The sequence below is a fragment of the Acidipila sp. EB88 genome, assembly GCF_003858395.1.
In the GTDB taxonomy this organism is placed as follows: Bacteria; Acidobacteriota; Terriglobia; order Terriglobales; family Acidobacteriaceae; genus EB88.
This window is the reverse complement of the sequence record NZ_QWEV01000005.1, coordinates 4006381-4028120: the sequence shown is the minus strand read 5'-3', so window position 1 is coordinate 4028120 and position 21740 is coordinate 4006381. Positions and strand designations below refer to the sequence as shown.

General features: G+C 63.1%; 18 protein-coding genes. 9 read left to right on the top strand and 9 right to left on the bottom strand.

Translation table 11 applies throughout. From position 1 onward, the window contains the following. Positions 1 to 287 precede the first annotated feature (287 nt). The gene (locus D1Y84_RS18025; RefSeq protein WP_158615539.1) at positions 288 to 461 is read right to left on the bottom strand and encodes a hypothetical protein; all 174 of its coding nucleotides are present in this window, start codon (positions 459 to 461) and stop codon (positions 288 to 290) included. 254 nt (positions 462 to 715) lie between these two features. On the opposite strand from D1Y84_RS18025, the gene D1Y84_RS16880 reads away from it, so the two are divergent. The 3 genes from D1Y84_RS16880 to D1Y84_RS16870 all read left to right on the top strand — a co-directional run bounded on the left by D1Y84_RS16880 (position 716) and on the right by D1Y84_RS16870 (position 3821). Continuing rightward, complete coding sequence (locus D1Y84_RS16880; protein WP_370245792.1) at positions 716 to 1690, top strand: ABC transporter ATP-binding protein; 975 nt, start codon at positions 716 to 718, stop codon at positions 1688 to 1690. A gap of 107 nt (positions 1691 to 1797) precedes the next feature. Beyond that, on the top strand, positions 1798 to 2616 hold the full coding sequence (locus D1Y84_RS16875; RefSeq protein ID WP_124849724.1) for an ABC transporter permease: 819 nt from the start codon (positions 1798 to 1800) through the stop codon (positions 2614 to 2616). Positions 2617 to 2642: 26 nt separating this feature from the next. Then, complete coding sequence (locus tag D1Y84_RS16870) at positions 2643 to 3821, top strand: sensor histidine kinase (RefSeq protein WP_124849723.1); 1179 nt, start codon at positions 2643 to 2645, stop codon at positions 3819 to 3821. A gap of 14 nt (positions 3822 to 3835) precedes the next feature. Here the strand turns inward: D1Y84_RS16870 and D1Y84_RS16865 are convergent, their stop codons facing one another. Next, entirely contained in the window at positions 3836 to 5908 is a 2073-nt protein-coding gene (locus D1Y84_RS16865; protein ID WP_124849722.1) for a bifunctional diguanylate cyclase/phosphodiesterase, read from the bottom strand. A gap of 239 nt (positions 5909 to 6147) precedes the next feature. Here D1Y84_RS16865 and D1Y84_RS16860 point away from each other — a divergent pair, with 239 nt between their 5' ends. Further along, positions 6148 to 8610: a serine/threonine-protein kinase gene (locus tag D1Y84_RS16860; RefSeq protein ID WP_124849721.1), complete on the top strand. Its 2463-nt coding sequence runs from the start codon at positions 6148 to 6150 to the stop codon at positions 8608 to 8610. 41 nt (positions 8611 to 8651) lie between these two features. Here the strand turns inward: D1Y84_RS16860 and D1Y84_RS16855 are convergent, their stop codons facing one another. Next, positions 8652 to 9641, bottom strand: a complete 990-nt coding sequence (locus D1Y84_RS16855) for a hypothetical protein (RefSeq protein ID WP_124849720.1) — start codon at positions 9639 to 9641, stop codon at positions 8652 to 8654. Between the two features lie 345 nt (positions 9642 to 9986). Continuing rightward, positions 9987 to 10982, bottom strand: coding sequence for a hypothetical protein (locus D1Y84_RS16850; RefSeq protein ID WP_124849719.1), 996 nt, complete (start codon positions 10980 to 10982; stop codon positions 9987 to 9989). 60 nt (positions 10983 to 11042) lie between these two features. On the opposite strand from D1Y84_RS16850, the gene D1Y84_RS18020 reads away from it, so the two are divergent. The 4 genes from D1Y84_RS18020 (at position 11043) to gpmI (ending at position 15252) form a co-directional block, all read left to right on the top strand. Next, positions 11043 to 11213: a hypothetical protein gene (locus tag D1Y84_RS18020; RefSeq protein ID WP_158615537.1), complete on the top strand. Its 171-nt coding sequence runs from the start codon at positions 11043 to 11045 to the stop codon at positions 11211 to 11213. 264 nt (positions 11214 to 11477) lie between these two features. Beyond that, positions 11478 to 12770: a phosphopyruvate hydratase gene (gene eno / locus D1Y84_RS16845; protein WP_124850232.1), complete on the top strand. Its 1293-nt coding sequence runs from the start codon at positions 11478 to 11480 to the stop codon at positions 12768 to 12770. A 137-nt stretch (positions 12771 to 12907) separates the two neighbouring features. After that, positions 12908 to 13537 carry a DUF2059 domain-containing protein gene (locus D1Y84_RS16840; protein ID WP_158615536.1) on the top strand — a complete coding sequence of 210 codons (630 nt, stop codon included), beginning with the start codon at positions 12908 to 12910 and terminating at the stop codon, positions 13535 to 13537. Between the two features lie 89 nt (positions 13538 to 13626). Next, positions 13627 to 15252 carry a 2,3-bisphosphoglycerate-independent phosphoglycerate mutase gene (gene gpmI / locus D1Y84_RS16835; RefSeq protein ID WP_124849717.1) on the top strand — a complete coding sequence of 542 codons (1626 nt, stop codon included), beginning with the start codon at positions 13627 to 13629 and terminating at the stop codon, positions 15250 to 15252. A gap of 119 nt (positions 15253 to 15371) precedes the next feature. Here the strand turns inward: gpmI and D1Y84_RS16830 are convergent, their stop codons facing one another. Beyond that, positions 15372 to 16511, bottom strand: coding sequence for a sulfite reductase flavoprotein subunit alpha (locus tag D1Y84_RS16830; RefSeq protein WP_124849716.1), 1140 nt, complete (start codon positions 16509 to 16511; stop codon positions 15372 to 15374). 145 nt (positions 16512 to 16656) lie between these two features. Between D1Y84_RS16830 and D1Y84_RS16825 the strand changes: the two genes are divergently transcribed. Then, a complete protein-coding gene (locus tag D1Y84_RS16825; protein ID WP_124849715.1) occupies positions 16657 to 17268 on the top strand; it encodes an HAD family phosphatase in 612 nt (203 codons plus the stop codon). 76 nt (positions 17269 to 17344) lie between these two features. On the opposite strand, the gene D1Y84_RS16820 is transcribed toward D1Y84_RS16825, so the two are convergent. The 4 genes from D1Y84_RS16820 to eat form a co-directional block, all read right to left on the bottom strand. Continuing rightward, positions 17345 to 17746 (bottom strand): hypothetical protein, encoded by a 402-nt coding sequence (locus D1Y84_RS16820; RefSeq protein ID WP_199726433.1) that lies wholly within the window; start codon positions 17744 to 17746, stop codon positions 17345 to 17347. Between the two features lie 80 nt (positions 17747 to 17826). After that, on the bottom strand, positions 17827 to 18765 hold the full coding sequence (gene eutC, locus D1Y84_RS16815) for an ethanolamine ammonia-lyase subunit EutC (RefSeq protein WP_233581504.1): 939 nt from the start codon (positions 18763 to 18765) through the stop codon (positions 17827 to 17829). Further along, a complete protein-coding gene (locus D1Y84_RS16810; RefSeq protein ID WP_124849714.1) occupies positions 18708 to 20135 on the bottom strand; it encodes an ethanolamine ammonia-lyase subunit EutB in 1428 nt (475 codons plus the stop codon). Before D1Y84_RS16810 ends, eutC begins: the two co-directional genes overlap by 58 nt. A gap of 43 nt (positions 20136 to 20178) precedes the next feature. Beyond that, positions 20179 to 21648 carry an ethanolamine permease gene (gene eat, locus D1Y84_RS16805; protein ID WP_124849713.1) on the bottom strand — a complete coding sequence of 490 codons (1470 nt, stop codon included), beginning with the start codon at positions 21646 to 21648 and terminating at the stop codon, positions 20179 to 20181. Positions 21649 to 21740: the final 92 nt, after the last annotated feature.

Sequence of the window (21740 nt, the reverse complement as noted above, 5' to 3'; positions counted from 1 at the left end):
CAATTCTGGAGCTTTGTCACCCGGCCCATTGAGCCGGGCCGGTTTTTTCGGCTCTGTTTCGTTGGCACGCAGATGGGGATGCTGCCGATCGTCTCGGCCGCACCGCGACAGTGCTCGCGTGGTCCAGCCAGGGGCGCTGGATCTCGCCGCGACCGGGGCTGGCCGTGGTCATGTGACCGGCCCAGGGAAGCCGGAAGGGCTGATCGTCAGGGATGAAGAGTGCAGAGAACTGAAGACAAGGCCAACAGGCCAGCCGATGAAGTGGCCTGCGGTATCAATCGGTCGGATCAGGCCGGCGTGTGCTGACACGCCGAGTGATGGCACTGGCAGTTCAGCTCGGTCATGCCCTTGGTGTCACGGCAGTGATCGGAGCAGTACTTGTCGCCGCCCGGCACCATGCAGAAGCAGGCCGGGTGTGAGCACTTTTTCGGGCCTTCGGTCTTGCTGGATTTGCCAAACATAACAAAGCCTCCTGGATTCGGGCCGGCGGCATTGCCGCGGCAGCCACGTGAAGCAATATGCGCCCACGCCGCAACTCTGTGCAAGGCTCCGCGTACCAACATCTCTTAACTTTTGCCATGCCGCTGTGTGACAGTTGTCACTGCATTTTGCTGACGCTTGTGACTATCTCCAGGCGGCGACGACCCCCATACTCGGACTGTCTCTTCAGGGTCGCGGGTGCGTTCGACGCGGCGAACCAGAGAAGGGCGGAGGCATGGGCATGACGGCAATCGAGCGAGAGCTTGAGGTGCAACGATCCAGCATGGAGGAGCAGCCCGCGGCATTGCTGCAGAATGTGACCAAGCAGTACCCGGGCCACCGCGCACTGGACGGCCTTTCCTTTTCGCTGCGTGCCGGTGAGATCGTTGCCCTGCTCGGGCCGAACGGCGCCGGCAAGACAACCGCGATCCGCGTGCTGCTTGGGCTCACCTCGCCGACGAGCGGGGAAGCGCGACTGTTCGGACGAAGTCCACGGGTGCGGGCTGCGCGCACGCACGTGGGAGCGATGCTGCAGGTCGGGCGCATGCCGGAGTCGCTGCGAGTGTGTGAGCACATCGAGCTGTTCCGCGGCTACTATCCGCGGCCGCTTCCACTGCAGGAGATTCTGCGTATTGCGGGGCTGGCTTCTGTCAGTCAAAAGCTGTTCGGCGATCTCTCCGGTGGCCAAAAGCAGAGGGTGCTGTTCGCACTGGCGCTGGCTGGCGATCCGGATCTCCTGTTCCTGGATGAGCCGACGCTTGGCATGGACATCGAGGCACGTCGGGCCTTGTGGGCGGAGGTGCGTTCATTGGCAGCGCGGGGAAAGACCGTGCTGTTGACCACACATTATCTTGAGGAGGCCGAAGCCCTGGCCTCGCGCATCCTGCTGCTCAAGAACGGGCGCCTGCTGGTGGAGGGCACGCCGGGGGAACTGCGCGCCCGTGCCGGTGCTTCGCGCATCCGCTGCCGCACGCAACTGAGTGAACCCTTCTTGCTGGGTATGCCTGAGGTGAAAGAGTTGCGGCGCGAGGGCGACCGGTGGCTCCTGTGCACGGACGCGCCCGAGGCGGTGCTGCGCGTGCTGTTACAGGCAGACCAGGCGCTGAGCGGGCTTGAGGTCAGCCCGATGCCGTTTGAAGAAGCCTTTCTGTCGCTCACCGGGGACGCAGTTGCGGAACCAGCCGCTATGGGGCAGGGCGGCCTTGCTTAGCGTGCGTGGCTCTCGGGTCGTCTGCAGGCAGGGCGGCCGCTGGCGCAACGCACCCCTGGTGTCCGGCCGCGCTGACCAGGATATTGCCGAAATCAGATCCGAAACCGATGGAGGACAGAAAAATGCCTTTAAGTGGTGTCGCTGATTCTCTCCACGCTGGGCCCAACAGTAGGACGTTGCTCGCGCTATATGGCCGCGAGATACGCGCAGAGTTGGTGAAGATGCTACGCAATCGCGCGTACTCGTTCTCTGCCGTCGGCTTCCCGGTGATCTTTTACCTGCTGTTCAGTTCAATTAACCGCCATCCAGGGCCGGAAGGGCGCGAGACGGCGCGCTACCTGCTTGCGAGTTACAGCTGTTTCGGCGCCGTGGGCGCAGCACTTTTCGGCATCGGCAATGGACTCGCCTATGAGCGAGGCCACGGCTGGCTTGAGTTGAAGCGCGCAAGCCCCATGCCGCCCATGGCCTACCTTGTGGCCAAGCTGGCATCAAGTCTCGTGTTCTCGCTCACGATCTGCCTGTTGCTGGTGGCGCTTGGACCGCTTGTCAGCGGACGGATGCTCGCGAGCCCGGGAGAGATCGTGGACTTGCTCGGAGTGGTCGCGGTCGGCACCATCCCGTTCGCGAGCCTCGGACTGTTGTTTGGCCTCGCCGTGCCGCCGGGCTCGGGCCCTGGTCTTGTCAATCTCCTGTATTTGCCGCTTTCGTTCTGCGGCGGTTTATGGGTGCCAGTGGAACTGCTCCCGAAGTGGATGCAGAGCTTCGCACAGTATCTGCCGACGTTCTGGTTCTCACGTCTCGCGCTGCACGTGTTCGGCTTCACGGGCTACTCGATGCTGGTGGGCTATGGGGTGCTGGCTACGTATACTGTGGTGCTGCTGGGGATCAGCGCGCGTGTGTGGCGCGTGAGTGAAGCGAGGGCTTAACGTTGGGTCAAGCACCGCAGAGAAGCGTGCCGGCAGTGGCCTGGAAGCAGCGCCACGGTTTTTCGTGGAGCACGCTTGGCTTTCTTTCGCTGGACTCCATGCATCGGCTTCAACTTCTCTACGTCGGCTTTTGGATCATCGAGCCTGTGTACGACCGGTCGTTTCGTGGCTGGGCGCTGCTGGTGCTCGCATGCGCCACGTTCCTGCCACTGTTTACGCTTGCCCATGAGGGCAAGGCCTACCGAACGAAGGCAATCAGCACCCTGGGACTTTTGCTGCTCGCCTTCGTGTATGTGCCGTCAAACATCAGTGCGTTTGGCATCTTTGTGTATGTAGCTACCTCGCTGCCGCACCTGTTCCGGGGACGCAGCTTTGTGGCCGCCTTCCTCGCGCTGGAGAGCTGCATTTTTCTGCAGTACCGGCTGTTGCATCTGCCCCTCTGGGAGTTCTGGTCGGCCGTAGGTGCCTGCACCGTGAGTGGACTCACCGTGTATATGCAATGCAAGGCCGCCGCAGCAGATGCTCGGCTGCGCATGGCTCATGATGAGATCGAGCAGCTTGCCAAGACCGCGGAGCGCGAGCGCATCGCGCGCGACCTGCATGATGTGCTGGGACACACACTCTCGTTGATCTCGGTGAAGAGCGAACTCGCGGGGCGCCTGCTGGCGACAGACCCGGAGCGCACAGCGCAGGAGCTTGCAGATATCCAGGTCACGGCACGGCGCGCGCTGGCCGAGGTGCGGCACACGGTATCGGGATACAAGGCACAGGGTCTGCCAGCGGAGTTACAGCAGGCCGTGGCGACGTTGTCGGCGGCAGGCGTCGCGGTCACGCATGTGCCTGCATCGTTGCCCCGCCTGTCCGCGCAGCAGGAAGCCTCGCTTGCGTTGCTGCTGCGAGAGGCCGTCACTAACATCGTGCGGCATGCCGAGGCGCGCCACAGCACCATTTTGCTGGAGGCAAGGTCGGGCTGTGTGGAGCTCGAGATCGCTGACGACGGTCGCGGCATGCAGGGAGCCGAAGGCAATGGGCTGCGCGGCATGCGCGAACGGGTGCGTGACTTGGGCGGCACGATCATGCTTCGCTCCGGCCCCGGTCTTTCTGTGCGTATCATCGTTCCAGTTGAGCCTGCTCAACTGGAACCGTCGCCGCGTGAGCAAGCCCGGTCATTCGGAGTTGCCGCGGGCACTGTTTCTTTCCCGTAAACCTCCGCAGGGTCTCAACCGGTACTTTCCGCAGCCTCTTCCGGCACACCAACGGCTTCCGTGCTGCTGAACGCGGGAGGAGAAGCGGGACGCCCCACGAGGTAGCCCTGGAGATCCTGGCAGCCCGCGCATCGCAGCAAGCGCCGCTGCTCCTCGGTCTCGACGCCCTCGGCCGTAGTGGCTAAGCCGAGGCTCTGGCACAGGCCGGTGAGGGCCCGTACGATGGCCAGCGATTGCTCCGTCTTGCCGAGTTCCTGCACAAAGCTGCGATCGATCTTCATACGCGTGATCGGCAGCGTGCGCAAAAGGCTCAGCGAAGAGTGCGCCGATCCAAAATCGTCCACGGCAATCAGGATGTCTCTAGCGCGGAGCTCCTCCAGGGTGGCTTGCGCAGCGGCAAGGTCGCTGATGATCGCTGTTTCGGTGATGTCCAGCTCGAGGCGCCCAGGGGACACGCCGGTCCGTGCGAGCACTTCATCAATCCTCCGCACGAAGTCGGGCGAGCGCAGCTGCGCGTGCGACACGTTGATCGAGATGGAGAGAGTGTCCGGCCATCTTGACGCCTCGACACAGGCGGCGTTCAGGACCCAATCGCCGATCTCGACCATCAGGCCGTGCTGCTCGGCATAAGGGATGAAGTCAGCAGGGAGAACCTGGCCGCGCGTCGGACTGTTCCAGCGGAGCAGGGCTTCGTAGCCGGTCACGGCATTGCTGCTGGCGTGGACTACGGCTTGATAGTGCAGCGAGAACTCGTTACGGCCCAGAGCCGCGCGCAGATCGCTCTCGAGCGCCTTGTGCTGTGCGATCTCGATGTCCATGCCTGGTTCGTAGCGGCGATAGGTGCCGCGTTTTTCCCGCTTGGCCGCATAGAGTGCGAGGTCCGCGTTGTGAAGCAGCATTTCCGGAGTGCAGGGCTCTCCCCCGGCGAAGGCCACGCCTGCGCTGGCGCCGATTGTGACGGTAAGGCCATCGATCGAAATAGGTCGTTCAATCTCGCGGATCAGGCGTTCGCTGGCGGCGGCGGCATCCTGATCGCTTTCGCAGTCCACAAGAAGGATTGCAAACTCGTCGCCGCCCAGTCGTCCGCCCACATCAGTCTTGCGCAACTGTGCCGCGATGCGCTCGGCGACTACCTGCAGAACCTTGTCTCCTGCAAGGTGTCCCAGCGTGTCGTTGACCGGCTTGAAGCGGTCGAGATCCAGGTAAATCAGGACTGAGCATGAGTCCCGGCGCAGGGCTGCCTGTACCGCATCACGGAACGCGGCGCGATTCAGCAGGGTTGTCAGCACATCGTGATGGGCCAGGTGAGACATCTGGTCCTCGATCTTCTTCCTTTCCGTTACGTCGCGGGTGATTTTCGCAAATCCCAGCGCTGCACCCTGCTCATCGCGGATCGCATCGATCACAACGTGTGCCCAGAAGCTGCTGCCATCCTTGCGCAGTCTCCAGCCTTCGCCTTCGAATCGTCCGCTCTCCATCGCGGTCGCCAGCGCCTGTTCCGGCAGTCCCCGCAAACGATCTTCCGGCGTGTAGAAGCGGGAAAAATGCTGCCCGACGATCTCATCGGCCCGATAGCCCTTGGTTCGCTCCGCGCCGGCGTTCCAGTTGCTCACGATTCCGCCTGGGGACAGCATGTAAATGGCGTAGTCGGTGACGCCCTGCACCAGCAGCCGGAACGTCCTCTCCTGCTCAGCCACTCGGGACTCTCGCTCCCGCTGCTCGGTCAGGTCACGGACGATTTTGGCAAACCCGAAGGTTGTTCCGGCCTCATCTTTCACCGGCTGTAGCACGACATGGGCCAGGAAGCGCGAGCCGTCCTGCCGCACGCGCCAGGCTTCGGTTTCGAAGCCGCCGGTGTGCAGGGCCGTGCGGAGCGCCTGCTGGGGCAGATCCTGCGCGCGCTCCTCCTCGGTGTAGAAGATCGAGAAATGCTGCCCGATGATCTCGTCCGCCCTGTACCCCTCGCACCGTTGCGCACCGGCGTTCCAGTTCAGAACGAAGCCGTCCAGGGAGAGCAGGTAGATTGCGTAATCGGTAACGCTCTGGACAAGCAGCCGGTACATAACATCTTCAGAGAGTATCGACATGAGGGATTCGTGGGAGGCAGCAGCGTTGCCTGTTTTAGATAGGCATTAAACGCCATTCTTCCGGTAACTGGTAGTTATTTCCACATTCGCCCGGGGGACCATCCCGAAACAGAGTCGCCCATGCCGTATTGGCTCTTTCCGCCCGGTGTTGCGCCGATAGGGCGGCCGACGAGGCGGTTCCGAGGTGGGAGCTGGCGCCCCGAGCTGGACCCGGCAAACAGCCGCTACACTAACAAGGAATGAAGCATAGGGTAATCGAGCACTACGAACTGCAGCGACGCCTGGGCCAGGGCGGCAGCGGCGTCGTCTACCTGGCGAACGATACCGAGTTGATGCGCCCGGTCGTTTTGAAAATTCTGAAAAAGGGTGCGCTCACCTCGGAGCAGATGCGAAGCACCGTGCTGCGCGAGGCGCGGCTGGCTTCCGCCATCGAGCACCCCAACGTCTGCGCGATCTACGAGGTTGGCGAAGAAGGGGAAGAAGCCTTCATCGTCATGCAGTACGTGCCGGGGCAGCCGCTGGACAAGCTCATCGCGCGCGGACCAGCGACGATCCAGCTGGTGCTTTCGGTCGGGATCCAAATCGCCGACGGGCTCCATGCGGCGCATTCGCTCGGCATCTTCCATCGCGACCTCAAGCCGGCCAACGTGATTCTCACGGATGGCGGCCTCATCAAGATCCTGGATTTCGGCCTGGCGCGGCGGCTCAGCGTCGAAGATGCCGAGTTCGACCCGTCGGTGACCAGCACCCGCAAAGGCGGGCCGCTCGCCGCAACTTACACCGCGCGTGGCGGCACCATCGGCTACATGGCGCCCGAGCAGTTTGTGACCGGCCAGTCGAGCGTGAGGAGCGATCTTTGGGCGCTGGGCGTCATCCTGTATGAACTGGTGAGCGGCCGGCACCCGTTCAGCCGCCCCGACGGGGACGAGTTTCAGAGCATTCGCGCGATCCAGTTTGTGGATCAGCCGGCGCTTTCTCAATGTTGTCCGCAGGCGCCGCTGGAGCTCGAGTCCGTGATCAACACGCTGCTTGCCAAGACGCCGGCAGACCGTTACGCGAGCGCCGCCGACACCCGCGAGGCACTCAAAACCATCATGAAGACCATGCAGCTGGAGTCCGGGATTATTCCCGGGGAAGCTGCGGCCACCCTGCCGGTCTCTGCCGCGGAGACAGAGAAGCGCACCACGGGCTTCCTCTCGATGCTTGCTGAGCGCTTCCGCGACTCGCCGGACACGGCAGGTAAGCAGAACAGCATCATGGTGCTGCCATTCACCAACCTCGGGTCGGAACCGGTCGCCATCCTGTACGGGTCGGCGCTGGCCGACGCCATTGCGGCAAGGCTGGCGCGTATGCCGTCGATCGTAGTGCGGCCTTCGAGCGCTTTGCTGCAGATGAGCACGCCGCAGCAGCTTGCACAGATGGACCCGCTGATGATCGGGCAGAAGCTGCTGGTGCGGTGGGTCCTGGCCGGATCCTTCATGCGCTCCAAGGAGGGCTTCGACCTGAACTGGCAGTTGATCGACGTGCTCAACCAGAGCGTGGGCGGCGGCGGCGGGATCAGCGTGCCTTCCTTTGACCTGATCGCTGTGCAGAGCGAGATCTGCAATGACGTGTTCGCTTCGCTGCAGGGAATCGGGCAGCTCAAGATCGCCGATCGCTCGTCGCCGCGGGGCAGCCGGCTCACCGGCCAGGCCTCCGAGGAGTACTTGCAGGCTCGCGCCATGCTTTCCGCATTTATGCAGCGCACCGGCAGCCGCAGCGACCTGGACCGGGCGCTGGAGCGGTTCGAGCATGTGACCGGCGAAGACGCGCCGTTCTCGGCTGCGTGGAGCGGGTTGGGCATCACCCACCTGCAGTACGTGCGGCATGGCTTTGGCGGCCACATGCACGTCATCGCGGCGCGCAAGGCGTTTGACCGCGCGCTCGAGATTGACCCCGGCTCTGTGGAAGCCAACCTGTACCGGGTCTACATGCTGCTGTCGCGCGGCGAGAAGGAAAGCGCCCGCCACGGCATTGAGCACCTGCTGCATACCGCTTCCAACGACGCGCAGGTCCACATCATCGCCGGCATCACCATGCGGCTCGACGGCATGTATGACCACGCGCTGAAGCAGTTCAACGCGTCGCTGCAACTGGACCCGTCCAACGCGCCCATCATCTACAACCATCGCGCGCGCGTGTACCAGTACCAGAACCAGCTGGAGCTCGCCAGCGACGAGCTGGAAAAAGGCCTGGCGCTTGAGCCGAAGCACCCGCTGTTGCGGACCTCAGTGGCCTACCAGCGTATGCGGCAGAACGACACCGCTGCCGCGATCGACATCCTGGAGCGCGTGATCGAGGATGACCACAGCATGCGCCTGGCGTATCCGACGCTCGCCATGTGCTACGTACAGGCAGGCGAGCGCGAACGGGCAGCCGAGCTGATCGAGGAGAACTCCATCTCCGCAGCCGAAGCGGACAGCGAAATGGCCTACCGACTTGCGACGTACTTTGCCGTGGAAGGGGACGAAAGCGAAGCGCTGCACTGGCTGCGCCGGGCGATCTACCTGGGCAATGAAAACTACCCGTGGTTTGCGCAGAACCCGGCATGGAAGCGTCTCAGCGGCCACACGGATTTCGAACGGATTCTAGAGGATCTGAAGCGGTCGTTCCGCAAGAACCAGAAAAACTGGAAGCGGTTGCTGGACCGCATCCCAAGCTGAGGCGGCTCTGCTGGCTAACATGATCGGGCCGAACAAGCGGACTAGCCCGAGTTGTGCAGCGACTCCGCCTGCGCGACCCTGGCACTTTTCGCGTGCGCGTTGCTGTCCCACTTGCGCTGCAGCCTGACCCGCTGCAGCAGGCGGCTGAAGCGATCCCGCCAGCGACGGCTGCTTTCAGCCCGCAGCAGCGAAGTCACAAGCTGCGGATCGAAGTGCTTGAGCTTCTCGTGATTTGCCGTACCAACCTTGAGAAAGCTCTTAAGGTTGGGTTCGTGATGGATCAGGCTGCGCACAAAGCGCGTGCCGTGCAGCACCGGATGCACAAACATCTGCTCGCCCAGGCCGTCCAGAGCGGACTCCTCGAGAGGCGGCCACCAGTCGTAGTGCTTGTCCGGACCATACGTCGCAAGCGCTTCCATGTGCAGCCTGGCGTTGCGGATCTCGTTCGGTAGGAACGCCTCGTTGTTAGGCCAGAACGACAGCCTACCCGCGGCGAATGCCTTGCTCATGACCTGGCGCCGGGCCAGCAGCAGCGCCAGTGCGCGATGCGAAAACACGGCAAAGCAGGAAAGCGCAACCAGCATGTCCGGTCCGTAGATATCGAGGTGCGCGCTGTACCACGGCCACTCCGATGCCCGCTTGCGGATGGGAAAACCAAGGTAGTCAACCTCGTCGCGTGCGAGTGCGTCGATCAGGGTGTCAAGGGATTGGCGAATATTGGCGTCGAACTCGATGGTGACGTAGTAGTCGTAAGCCGGGAGCTTGGAAAAGGCAACGTAGTGCGGGTAATCGATGTTGTACCAGAGGATGGAGCCGTGCGTGGTGATAGGCGCGAGTTGCAGCGTCTCGATGTCCTGCCTGGTTACGCCCAGGACATGGTCGTGGGCGATCGGCGGGGCGGGCTGGAAGGTCTCATCCACCAGGACGTAGATATCGCCTCGCCCCACGACGGCTTTCAAACGATCGAGCTGCCGGCGGGTAAAGTCATCCCAGAAATGTGTTTTGAACAGCACCGCGTAGCTCTGACTCATCGAAGCATCCTGTGCTGCAATTTCTTGCCCCATCCCAGGACCGCGGTTCAGGCCGCATGCCGACAAGGAAGCTTGCACGAACAGCGTCGCTGCCTGTCTGCCATGCTGCAGGGACTCAAGGAACAGTTTCAGTATAGAGATTCATGCTTGCCAATTCCATGCCCAAGCATGTAAAACACGGGCGTCAGTTTTGCCGCTATGGAGGACTATAGCGATGGTTTGGGTAACCCCTGCCACATCTTTGGTGCGCACCCCTTGTGCTGCGTGGGGTTCCGTCGCGCTGCCGGGTTCAGAGCAGCACAAAGGCGCCCCGCGAAGGGCGCCTGCTTTGCTCGCGCACGCCGGTTAGTTGCGGGTGGGCAGCAATTCCATGGGCTCCGTCAGGCTGAAGACGACTTCCGACCCCTGCTCCACGTGTGCGGACTGGGGCTTCTGCAGCAGCATGTGCGTGGTCACGATGCCTGCGCCTACCAGCGCGCCTGCGCCTGCGCCCACAGGACCACCCAACACGCCACCAACGATCGCGCCGCCGCCAGCCCCGGCGCCGTACTCGGCCAGGTCCTTGGCCACGTGCATCGTTGGCTGAATGCCGCCTTCCTGGTCGGTCCGGGTGTTGGCCTGCGAGGTAGAAATGGCCTGTGCCATGAGGTGGTACGCGGTGCCATCCGGAAGGATCACGGCATCGGGCCGTAGCCGGATGGTGGCATGCGCACCGAGGCGATGCCCCTGGCTTACCTGCGTGACGCGGCCGCGCAGCTCGGAGCCGAGCGGGATAACCACCCTGCCGTCCTTGTAGACGTCGTTGGCGACCTGTCCACGGAAGGGCTCACCATCCTGTGTCTGCTGCGTGCTGAGAGCCTGCAGCAGGCGCACGCGGATGTTGGTTCCCTCGGCAAGCTGGTTGGCCGGGGATGGCACCATGCCGACAACGCCCTCGTCCGGATCGGTCGGGCGGCTGATCAGGTGTACCCCGTGATCGGCGTTGGCTGGCTGCGCATCACTGGTACTGGTGATTGGTCCGTAGTCAGGGTTCTCGGCCAGGGACCGGCTCACGGGCTGCGCAGCCACTGGGGGCTGCTGCTGCACCGGGGCAGGCGAGGGCGTACCAGGCAGCGGCTTGCTCGGTGCGGCGACCACGTCGTCGTTGGCCACGATCGTGTCATCGGACGGCGGGCGTGAGACGCCGGAATCCTGGTAGGCAGGTGCGGTCGAGGCTGACTGGGCGCGCAGGCAAGGCGCATATGTTGCGGCGCACAACAGAACGGCAGCCATTGCGAGCGGATGTGCGATCCGGGTTCGCGGCGAAACCGGGCGGAACATTGAAAGAAGAACAGACGTCATCGCAACACACTCCAGGAAGAGGGCGGCCCAAGGGCAGCGCACCATGCAGCGCCAGCCTACATGGTTGTTGGTGCGCCGCGCGAACAGAAGCGCGCCGACAGGCGGGATGCGAACCACAAAGGTAAAGTCGTGGCAGCAGAAGACTTGCTGACGCAGGCATTGCCTGTGCAGGTTTGTCGGAGCGTTCCGGTGCGTACCCAAGCCGACGAAGTTGCTTCGCTGGATAGCTGAAGCACGATCAGTTCGGAGGGCCACGCGCATGAAGATTCCGGCAATCCAAGGGTCGCCAGCACAAACGCGGTAGGTTCGTTTGTTAGAATCGGCATGTTTGCGGGGTGAAGTTGCCCTGCCGTATGCCAGAAACTGAGGGAGCTGCCCATGGCGGAGTTCATCGAGCACATTGGGAGCGCCAGCGAGGGGCAGACGCCGATCCGCGTGGATCGGCGGCCACGTCTGCCAGAACGCTTACAGCACTACATCACTACAAGGACACACATGACTGAGATTGTCGCCATTCACGCCCGGGAGATCCTGGATTCCCGCGGCAACCCCACGGTGGAAGCAGAAGTAGTTCTGGAAGGCGGCGTTCGCGGCCGCGCTGCTGTGCCCTCGGGCGCCTCGACCGGCGAGCACGAGGCCGTGGAGCTGCGCGACGGTGACAAGGGCCACTACCTCGGCAAGGGTGTTCTGCAGGCTGTTGAGAACGTGGAGAGCGCGCTGGCACCGGAGCTGACCGGTATGGACGCCTCAAACCAGCGCCTGCTCGACGCGACCATGATTGCAATCGACGGCACGGCGAACAAAAGCAAGCTCGGCGCCAACGCGATCCTGTCGGTGTCCATGGCCGCCGCACGCGCCTCGGCCACCGCGCTGCACCTGCCGCTCTACCGCTACCTGGGTGGCGTCAATGCCTCGATTCTGCCGACGCCCATGATGAACATCCTGAACGGCGGCGCGCACGCCGACAACAACGTGGACTTCCAGGAGTTCATGGTGATGCCGGTCGGCGCCGAGCGCTTTTCGGACGCGCTGCGCTGGGGCACCGAGGTCTTCCACACGCTCAAGGGCGTGCTGAAGAAGAAGGGCTACAACACCGCGGTGGGCGATGAGGGTGGCTTCGCGCCGTCGCTCAAGTCCAACGAGGAAGCGATCGAGCTGATTCTGGAATCGATCGAGCTGGCGGGCTACAAGGCGGGTGAGGATATCGCCATCGCACTCGACCCAGCAGCGAGCGAGTTCTACTCCAAGGAGTCAGGCAAGTACATCTTCAAGAAGAGCGATCGTCGCGAGCTTTCAAGCGAAGAGATGGCGCGTTACTGGGAGAGCTGGGCGCGCCAGTACCCGATCGTCTCGATCGAGGACGGCCTAGCGGAAGACGACTGGGACGGCTGGAAGTTCATGTCGGAGCTGCTCGGACCCAGCATCCAGCTCGTGGGCGACGATCTGTTCGTGACCAACACCGAGCGTCTGCAGCGCGGCATTGAAGAGGGCATCGCGAACTCGATCCTGATCAAGGTTAACCAGATCGGCACCGTCTCTGAAACGCTGGAAGCAATCGAGCTGGGCCGGCGCTACGGCTACACCTCGATCATCTCGCACCGTTCCGGTGAAACCGAAGACACCTTCATTGCGGATCTCGCGGTAGCCACGGGCGCAGGCCAGATCAAGACCGGCTCGGCCTCGCGTACTGACCGCATCGCCAAGTACAATCAGCTCCTTCGCATTGAAGAGGAACTGGGCCAGACTGCTGAGTACCTGGGCCTGGAAGCCGTCAACTTCGGCGAATAGTTTTACTGCTGAAGCACCGGGAGCAGGTGCGCTCGACCATGAGCGCACCTGCTTCTCCTGCACCGGTCCGCATCGATTCTGACCGGCGCCAACTCTTCTCGAACGGAAAACGCATTCCGCACTTCAGGAGTTTCTCTTTGCACAAGTTCGTCGTTGGCGCTGTTGCGCCATTTCTGCTCGCCGTCTCCGTGATGGCGCAAACCTCCGCCGCTCCTGCCGCCAAGCCCGTCCCGCCGCTCCCCACCGCTGGCTCGGCGAAGCCTGGGCAGCCACCGGCGCCCGCGCATCCACTGACGATCGAGCAGGCACACGAGTTGATGCAGTTGACTGGTGCAGACCAGACCAAGTCTCGCTTGATTGAGAACATCATGGCGTACTTCCAGCGCGCGTTCCCTCCCTTTGTGCCGGCGGATGTAAAGACCGACATGAAGGCGAGCCTCGACAAGATGGACATCGAAGGCCCGATCGTCACGACCTATCAGCGCTACCTTTCGACCGAGAACGCCACGCAGATCATCGCGTTCTACAAGACCCCGGCCGGTAAGGATCTGCTTGCGATCACGCCTTATCTCTCGAGCGAGATCCAGCAGACGGCTCTGAAGAATGGCCAGGACACCGCACGTGCGGTGATCGAACGCCACAAGGCAGAGATCGAAGCTGCGCAGAAGACCTACGAGCAGCAGCACGCTGCACCTGCGCCGACACTGGGCGCACCTGCGGCTCCGTCGGGCACCGCGCCGACTACCCCGAAGAAGCCACAGCAGTAACCTGAACCAAGAAGCCTGGCGGTTGGTGGCACCTATGCCACCTCGCCAGGCTTCGCTGCATCTGCAGTTTGTGCAAGGAGGCCTTCCCTATGTCCCTCAGCTCTGCTGGCTCCGCCTATAAGCGCCCGCTGGTTCTCGCCATCCTGGATGGATGGGGCATCAGCCCGCGCGAGGAGAACAATGCCGTCGCGCTCGCCCGCAAGCCCACGTACGATCGGCTGCTGCGCGAGTTTCCAAGCACACTGCTGCGAGCGTCAGAACACTTTGTCGGCCTGCCCGACGGGCAGATGGGCAACAGCGAGGTAGGCCACCTCAACATCGGGGCCGGTCGCGTGGTTGAAATGGACATCACCCGGATCGATGTGCTGGTGGCAGAGAATCGCCTGGCGCAGGAGCCAGCGATTGCTGCTGCGTTTGCCCATGCGCGTGAGCATGGCCGCGCTTTGCACCTGATGGGCCTTGTGTCGGACGGCGGCGTGCATGCGCACCAGAATCATCTGTACGCACTGCTGCGCGCGGCGAAGGAACAAGGTCTCGAGCGCGTGTATGTGCATGCATTTCTGGATGGACGCGATACGCTGCCCACCAGCGGTGCCGGGTATCTAGAGCAATTGCTTGCGAAGATCCACGAGTACGGCGTCGGCAGGATCGCGACTGTGTCGGGCCGGTATTACGCGATGGATCGTGACATGCGCTGGGAACGCGAGAAGAAAGCCTCCGACGCCATGATCGCGGGCGTGGCCGAGGGCGGTGCGTACGAGGACGCCGTGGCGCGCGTGCGGGAGTGTTACAGCAACAACACGAAGGATGAGTTTATCGTGCCGTTTGTGGTTACAGATGGAGGCAAGCCGACGGCCACCATCCAGTCGGGCGATGCCTGCATCCTGTTCAACTACCGGGCTGACCGGGTTCGGCAGATTACACGCATCCTGGCGCGCAACAGTGGTTTGACCAAGGATGACGGGCGCGAGCTGCCGCAAATCGCGGAGCAGGACGCCGCGATTCCGCGCAACGAGATTCCCTCGGACCTGTTCTTCGTCAGCATGACGCAGTACGAGAAGAACTTCTCCGTGCCGCGCGTGATCGAGCCGCAGTCCATGGATAATCTCCTGGCCAACCTGCTGGCCAAGGGAAATTTGCGCAACCTTCGCATTGCAGAAACGGAAAAGTACGCACACGTCACGTACTTCTTCAACGGCGGCATCGAGAAGGCGTTTCCTGGCGAAGACCGCGTGCTGGTGCCGTCACAGAAAGTGGCGACCTACGATCTGGCGCCAGAGATGAGCGCTGCAGGCGTTGCTGACGCGGTGATCAAGGCGATCGACGACACGGCGTTTGATCTTGTGGTCGTGAACTTTGCAAACGCCGACATGGTGGCGCACTCCGGCCAACTGGCCCCGACGATTCGCGGCGTGGAAACCGTGGACAGCTCGCTGGGCAGAATTTACCAGAGCCTGCGTGCGCGGGGCGGATCGATGCTGATCACGGCGGATCATGGCAATGCCGAGCAGATGGTAGACCCGGTTTCGGGGGGCCCGCATACGTCGCACACGACAAACCCGGTACCGTTCATTCTTGTGGATGAGCAGGCCAGTGAGTACACGCTGCGCGAGGGCGGCTCCCTGCGGGATCTTTCTCCGACGATCCTGGGCCTGCTCGGACTGGACCAGCCTCGCGAGATGAGCGGGTCTGATCTTCGCGTGCGCAAAGGGTAGTCACCTCTCTGCACGCGGTCGGCGTGGAAATGCAAACCTGCTCTTAGCTAAGTCGCAACGCAGCAAAGGCCCCGAGGAAGCTCGGAGCCTTCGTTTTTAGAACTGTTGCAGCCTGGGCGCTAGTACACGTCGAGCTGGTAACGCTTGTTCTTCTTCATTTCCGCAAGGTATGCCTGCGCATCGTCCGGGGTGGAGTTATGCCCCTTGGCGATGGAATCAAGCAGTGCAGTCTCCACGTCCTTGGCCATGCGCGTCGCATCGCCACAAACGTAGAAGTACGCGCCGCGCTCGAGCCACTGGAACAGCTCGTGCCCGTTCTCGGTCATGCGGTCCTGCACGTAGACCTTCTTCGGCTGGTCGCGTGAGAACGCCAGGTCGAGGCGTGTCAGCACGCCGTCTTTCACCATGCCTTCAAGGTCGTCCTTGTACAGGAAATCTGTCTCGCGGCGCTGGTCACCGAAGAAGAGCCAGTTCTGTCCCGTGTGTCCGTGTGCCTTGCGGTGCTGCAGGAACGCGCGGAACGGCGCAATGCCCGTCCCGGGGCCAACCATGATGACAGGTGCGGTGGGATCCTCGGGAAGCCGGAAGTTGTTGTTCGCATGCAGAAAGATCGGCATGCTTTCGCCTTCGGGTGCACGCTCGCCCAGGTGTCCGGAGCAGAGTCCCTGGCGATCACGATTGTGCGTGTGGTAGCGGATGACGCGCACGATGGTATGCACGGCATCATTGGCCATGGCCTGCGAGGAGGCGATTGAGTACATGCGCGGTGTCAGCCGCGCGAGCACGGTGAACAGCTGCTGCGGATTGGTGATGCCGCCCGGATACTCGCGCAGCAGGTCGATGAACTCGCGACCGTATACCCATTCATCCGCCTTGGAGCGATGTTCCGCCTGCGACAGGAGTTGCAGGTCCGCGTGCTGCACAAGCTTGCCGTACTGCACCACCGACGAGCGCGTAAGCTTGCCGATGGCCAGGCGCGTGCGCAGGGCTTCCTCGAGCGAGATCTCTTTCTTGTAGTGGTCGAGCACGCGCTCATCACCTGTGAGGTGCAGAGCCGCGAGTACCTCGGCCACTTCCGACGGGCGGTTTTCCGGAACGATGCCAACGGCATCGCCCGGGGTGTAGTCCATACCCGGTTCTAATGACAACTCGATGTGGCGGGTCTCTTTTTCAGACACGGGATCCGTCATGCGGCTGTTCACCAGCATGCGCGACATAAATGGGTTATTGCGCGTGTACTTCTGCTTCTCTGTGCTCATAGTTGGTCAGGCGCGCTCAGTGCGCATCCTTGAAATTATATGCGGCTCGCTCCTCGCGAGTGATCGTTTGGGTCAGAGTCGGGCCACTTTCAAGCGCAAATCATGGCTAAATGGCTTAGGCTGACAGGGAAGGAGCCTTTTCTGCATGGCTGACAACGCTCTTCTTGTACCGCCCGGACCGTTCAGCGCTTACCTGTTTGATCTGGATGGCACCGTGGCCGATTCCATGCCGCTGCATTACCGCTCCTGGTCGCAGGCAGTAGAGGAGCAGGGAAACACCTTTCCGGAAGACCTGTTCTACAACCTGGGCGGCATCCCGCTGCCGCGCACGGTGGAGATGCTGAACGAGCAGTTTGGCTATCACATGGCGCCGGCGGAAACAGCCCGCCGCAAGGAAGAGCTCTACCTGAGCATGCTGTCGGAGATGCAGCCAGTCGCCGCGGTGGTGGAGCACATCCACGCACAACACGGCAAGATTCCTTTCGCTATCGTCTCCGGGTCGCCCCGTGCGTCGATCTACAAAACGCTGGAAATCCTCGGCTTGCTGGACCATTTCAAGGTTATCGTCGGCGCAGAAGATTACACCCACGGCAAGCCGGATCCAGAGCCTTTCCTCACGGCCGCAGCCCGGCTGGGTGTCGCGGCAAAGGAGTGCCTGGTGTGGGAAGACGCGGATGCGGGCATTGCTTCAGCGGAGGCAGCAGGCATGCAGTGGGTGCGGATTCCGCACTCTTTGCTGCGGGGCGCCACTCAGTAAAGCAAGCAACATGAAACAAGCCTGCCGATGTTCAGGCAGGCTTGTTTTGTTTCAGGAGTTCTCAGGCGCCGGCAGTTCAGCGGGGACCGGGGCCACCGCGCATGATGTGTTGCACGCCTGCCTGGTATCCGCTCCGGAAGGCCGCGCGGTAATCGCGACGCAGGCGCCCGGGCACGTTGTCGGGATGGCGGTATTCGTCGCGGTTATTGACGTTCGGCTGGCGATGGTTCTCGAAATCCTTACGCGCGCCCTCAACGCCATCATGGAAGCCGCGCCGCTGGATGTCGCTGTACGCCTGGGGTGGAGCGTCCCAGCCGCCCTGTCCGTAGCCGCCCGGCCCGCCTGGTCCACCTGGACCCTGACCATAGCCTTGCGGGGGTGGCCCCTGCGGCGGTCCATACTGTGCGTGCAGGGCGGACGTGCCGCCTATGAAGCAAAATGCAAACCCGGCAATGGCAATACGGCGGAAAGTGTTCATCTGGTTTCCTCTCGTTCTCAACCGCAAACCCATGCATAGATGCATGCCGGGCAGTCAGTGTTGTCGGCAGGGCATTGCGTCTACCGGTCCGCATCGCAGGCGTCAGAGCCAGGCAGCGCGGAGAGCGAATCTGCGCTCTGGTCCGTGTGATCCTTGACGCTGGTGCCGCTGACGCCGGCGGCCCGGGCAGCATCCAGCAGGAAGTGCAGCTTCAACGCCGCCTCCGCATAGCCGAGGCCGGCAGCCCTGACATTGGAAATACAGTTGCGATCCGCATCGGTGAGCCCGGGCCGAGGCCTGTAAGTCATGTACAGCCCCAGGCTGTCCGGTGAGCTGAGCCCTGGGCGTTCTCCCAGCAGGATCACCACGGCTTCCGCCTTTCGCAACGCGCCGACCTCGTCCGCCAGCGCTACCCGCGCCTGGCTTGCCAGGATGATCGTGTCGATCGACCAGCGCGCTGCATGCGCGATGAGGCGCGAGCGGAGCGCACACAGCAAGGGCAGCGCATGGGTCGCAGCGGCGCGCGAGGAGAGCCCATCGGCGACCACCAGGGTCAGGCGCTGCGCCGACGTTGCGTCGCCCAGTGCGGGCGCAAGCGTGGCGCGGCAGTCGGGATGAAGCCTACGCCCCAGGTCGGGCCGTCGTACGTATTCCTGCCGCGTTGCCGCCAGGCTTTCCACTGCCGCCGTTGCAAAACCCGCCTGGCGGAGCGCCCCGGCAAGGGCGGCAAAATCAAGTGCGAGGTGCACCGCGTCGCGCGCCTGGGCATGCGCCATCTGGAAGTCCAGGACTTCTGCAGTGGGCAGGCTGGCGCCGGCACGGCCCAGTGCAATGCGGGCGGGTGTGTAGCGGCGCAGGTCCTCCCATGGGTCGGGCTCCACGGTGGAAAGTTCGCCTGCAGGCGAGAGTTTAGGAGCAGGCAGCTTGCCCACACGCGGGACAGGCAGGCCGCCACGCATCATCAGGCCAGGCCCCGAGGTCGCGACAGGTGCGGGAGTTCGCTGCCCAGTCGTGACCACAGTCCGCTCCTTGAACCCGGCACCAGCCGCCCGGTGCTGTCCGTGATGCCCATGCGTTGGAGCCATTGTTCGAACTCGGGCGCGCGTCGGCGATGCAGGACCTCGCGCACGTACAGCGCATCGTGGAAGGAGGTGCTCTGGTAGTTCAGCATCACGTCGTCTGCGCCGGGCACCCCCATGACGAAGTTCACCCCAGCCACGGCCAGCATGGTCAGCAGCGTGTCCATATCGTCCTGGTCGGCCTCGGCATGGTTGGTGTAGCACACGTCGCACCCCATGGGCAGTCCCAGCAGCTTGCCACAGAAGTGGTCTTCCAGTCCGGCGCGCAGGATCTGCTTGCCGTCGAACAGGTACTCCGGCCCGATAAAGCCAACTACCGTGTTTACAAGCAGGGGCTGAAAGCGCCTCGCCACGGCGTACGCGCGTGCTTCGCATGTCTGCTGGTCGACCCCTTGGTGCGCGTCAGCCGAAAGAGCGCTGCCCTGGCCGGTCTCGAAGTACATGACGTGGTCGCAGCCGCTTTGCCCGCGCAAAGGCGCGCGTGCCAGCGCCAAGGCTTCTGCCTGCGCCTGCGCGAGCAGCGCAAGGTCGACGCCGAAACTTCGATTCGCCTTCTCCGTTCCAGCTATGGATTGAAACACCAGGTCGACCGGCGCACCCTGTCGCATGGCCTCGATCGTATTTGTCACATGTGTAAGTACACATGTTTGCACCGGGATGTCGTGCCGCTCGCGGAACTCGTCCAGAGCGTGCAGCAGGCGCACCGTGCCGGGAACGTTGTCGCCCGCCGGATTGATCCCGATCACCGCGTCGCCGCTGCCGTACATCAGGCCATCGAGGACGGAGGCGAAGATGCCCCGCAGGTCATCGGTCGGATGGTTCGGTTGCAGGCGGGTGGCCATGCGGCCGGGCAGGCCCAGCGTGTTGCGATATTGTGTGACGACGCTGCACTTCTGCGCGACCAGCACCAGGTCCTGGTTGCGCATGAGCTTGCACACCGCGGCCGCCATCTCCGGCGTGATGCCCGGCGCAATGCTTCGGAGCGATTCGGCGTCTTGCGCGTACGCGAGCAGCCACTCGCGAAAGCCGCCGACGGTAAGGTGCTGTACCGGCGCGAAAGCGGCGAGGTCGTGCGTATCGACGATGAGCCGGGTGACCTCGTCCTGTTCGTAGGGGATCACGGCTTCCGACAGAAAATGCCGCAACGGAACAGCAGCCAGGGCCATGCGGGCCGCGACCCGCTCCTGCTCGGTTTGTGCCGCAAGACCAGCCATGGCATCGCCCGAGCGCAGCGGACTTGCCTTCGCCAGGAGCACTTTCAGGTCGGCGAAGCGGTAGGTGCAGCGATCGACGGTATGCGCGAAGGGCATAGGTTTGCCTGAGCCATCGTACTCGACGTTTGCAGGAAAAAGCTTACGGGTGCTGCTGCTGCTCTTCTGGCTGCGCCTGCCCGCCGCGGCCCGCGATTCGGAAATACAGGTAGCCAAGCGCGAGCAGGGCCACGAAGAGCACGGACACCACGTGGTTGTACCAGAGCAGGCTGGCCAGGCAGACAGCGGAACCGGCGAGCGCCCACAGCGGGAGCAGCGGGTAGCCAATCGCGCGGAACGGCCTTGACATCCGCGGCTCGCGCCGCCGCAGGCGAAACAGGGACAGCATGCTGACGATGTACATGACCAGCGCTCCCAGCACCGACATCGTTACGATGTTGGCGGTCAGCGGCAGTCCGCCAACTTGGAGGAAGGAATCGCTGAAGATTGCGGCGACGCCCACCGCGCCCCCGGCCAGGATGGCCAGCCAGGGCGTGTGCAGCCTTGGGTGGATGTTGCTGAGACAAGCGGGCAGGTAGCCAGCACGCGAAAGCGCGAAGATCTGCCGGGAGTAGGCCAGGATGATGCCGTGAAAGGAAGCGACCAGCCCGAACAGCCCCAGCCAGACCAGCATGTGCAGCCAGCCACTCCTGGCGCCGACCACCATCTTCATGGCCTGCGGCAGGGGATCGTTGATGTTGGCCAGAACGCGCCAGTCACCCGCTGCACCGGCGAACAGCATGACACCCAGCGCCAGCAGCACAAGGGTCGCCATGCCGGCCAGGTAGGCGATGGGGATCGAGCGCCTTGGCTGCCGTACCTCCTCCGCCGCCATGGCTACGCCCTCGATGGCGAGGAAAAACCAGATCGCAAAGGGCACCGCAGCGAACATGCCGGACCACGCATGCAGGCTGAAGTGCGTGGTGAACTGCCCAGTTTGCGCGTTGCTCCAGCCGCCTGCGGCGAAGTTGCTCCAGTGTGCCCCGGGCGCAACGACCGCCATAAACACCAGCAGCTCCGCAATGGCAAGCACCGTGACTACCATCTCGAAGCTCGCGGCAATCTGCACGCCGGCGATGTTAAGCGCCATGAAGACCAGGTATGCGCCGATGGCGGCCGTGCGTGGAGCAAGCGCAGGGAACTGCACGTTCAGGTACGACCCGATGGCGAGCGCGATCGCCGGCGGTGCGAACAGAAACTCGATCAGGGTCGCTGCCCCGGCCAGGTAGGCAACCTGCGGGCCGAACGCCCGCATGGCATACGCGAACGGGCCACCTGCCCTGGGAATCGCCGTGGTGAGCTCTGTAAACGAGAAGATGAAGGCACAGTAGATCGTCGCCACGAACAGCGTGGTGGCGAGAAAACCCAGTGTTCCCGCGCTCGCCCAGCCATAGCTCCAGCCGAAATACTCGCCGGAGATGACGAGGCCAACAGCGATGGCCCAAAGCTGGGCGGTGCCCAGTGTTGCATCGAGCCTGGCGTGTGGTTGTGGCAGGGTGGCACCTCGGTAAGTCTGTCGCTTGCTGCCGGCTGGCCCAATCGTATGACGAGTCGGGACGCTCGGCGCTTCCATTTCGAGTGGCTGCTCCGCACGATAACCAGGCTTGCCGTTGCCCGATGTCTGTTGGCAGCGGCAGCCTTCACCGGTGCGAAGAGCCGCCGCGG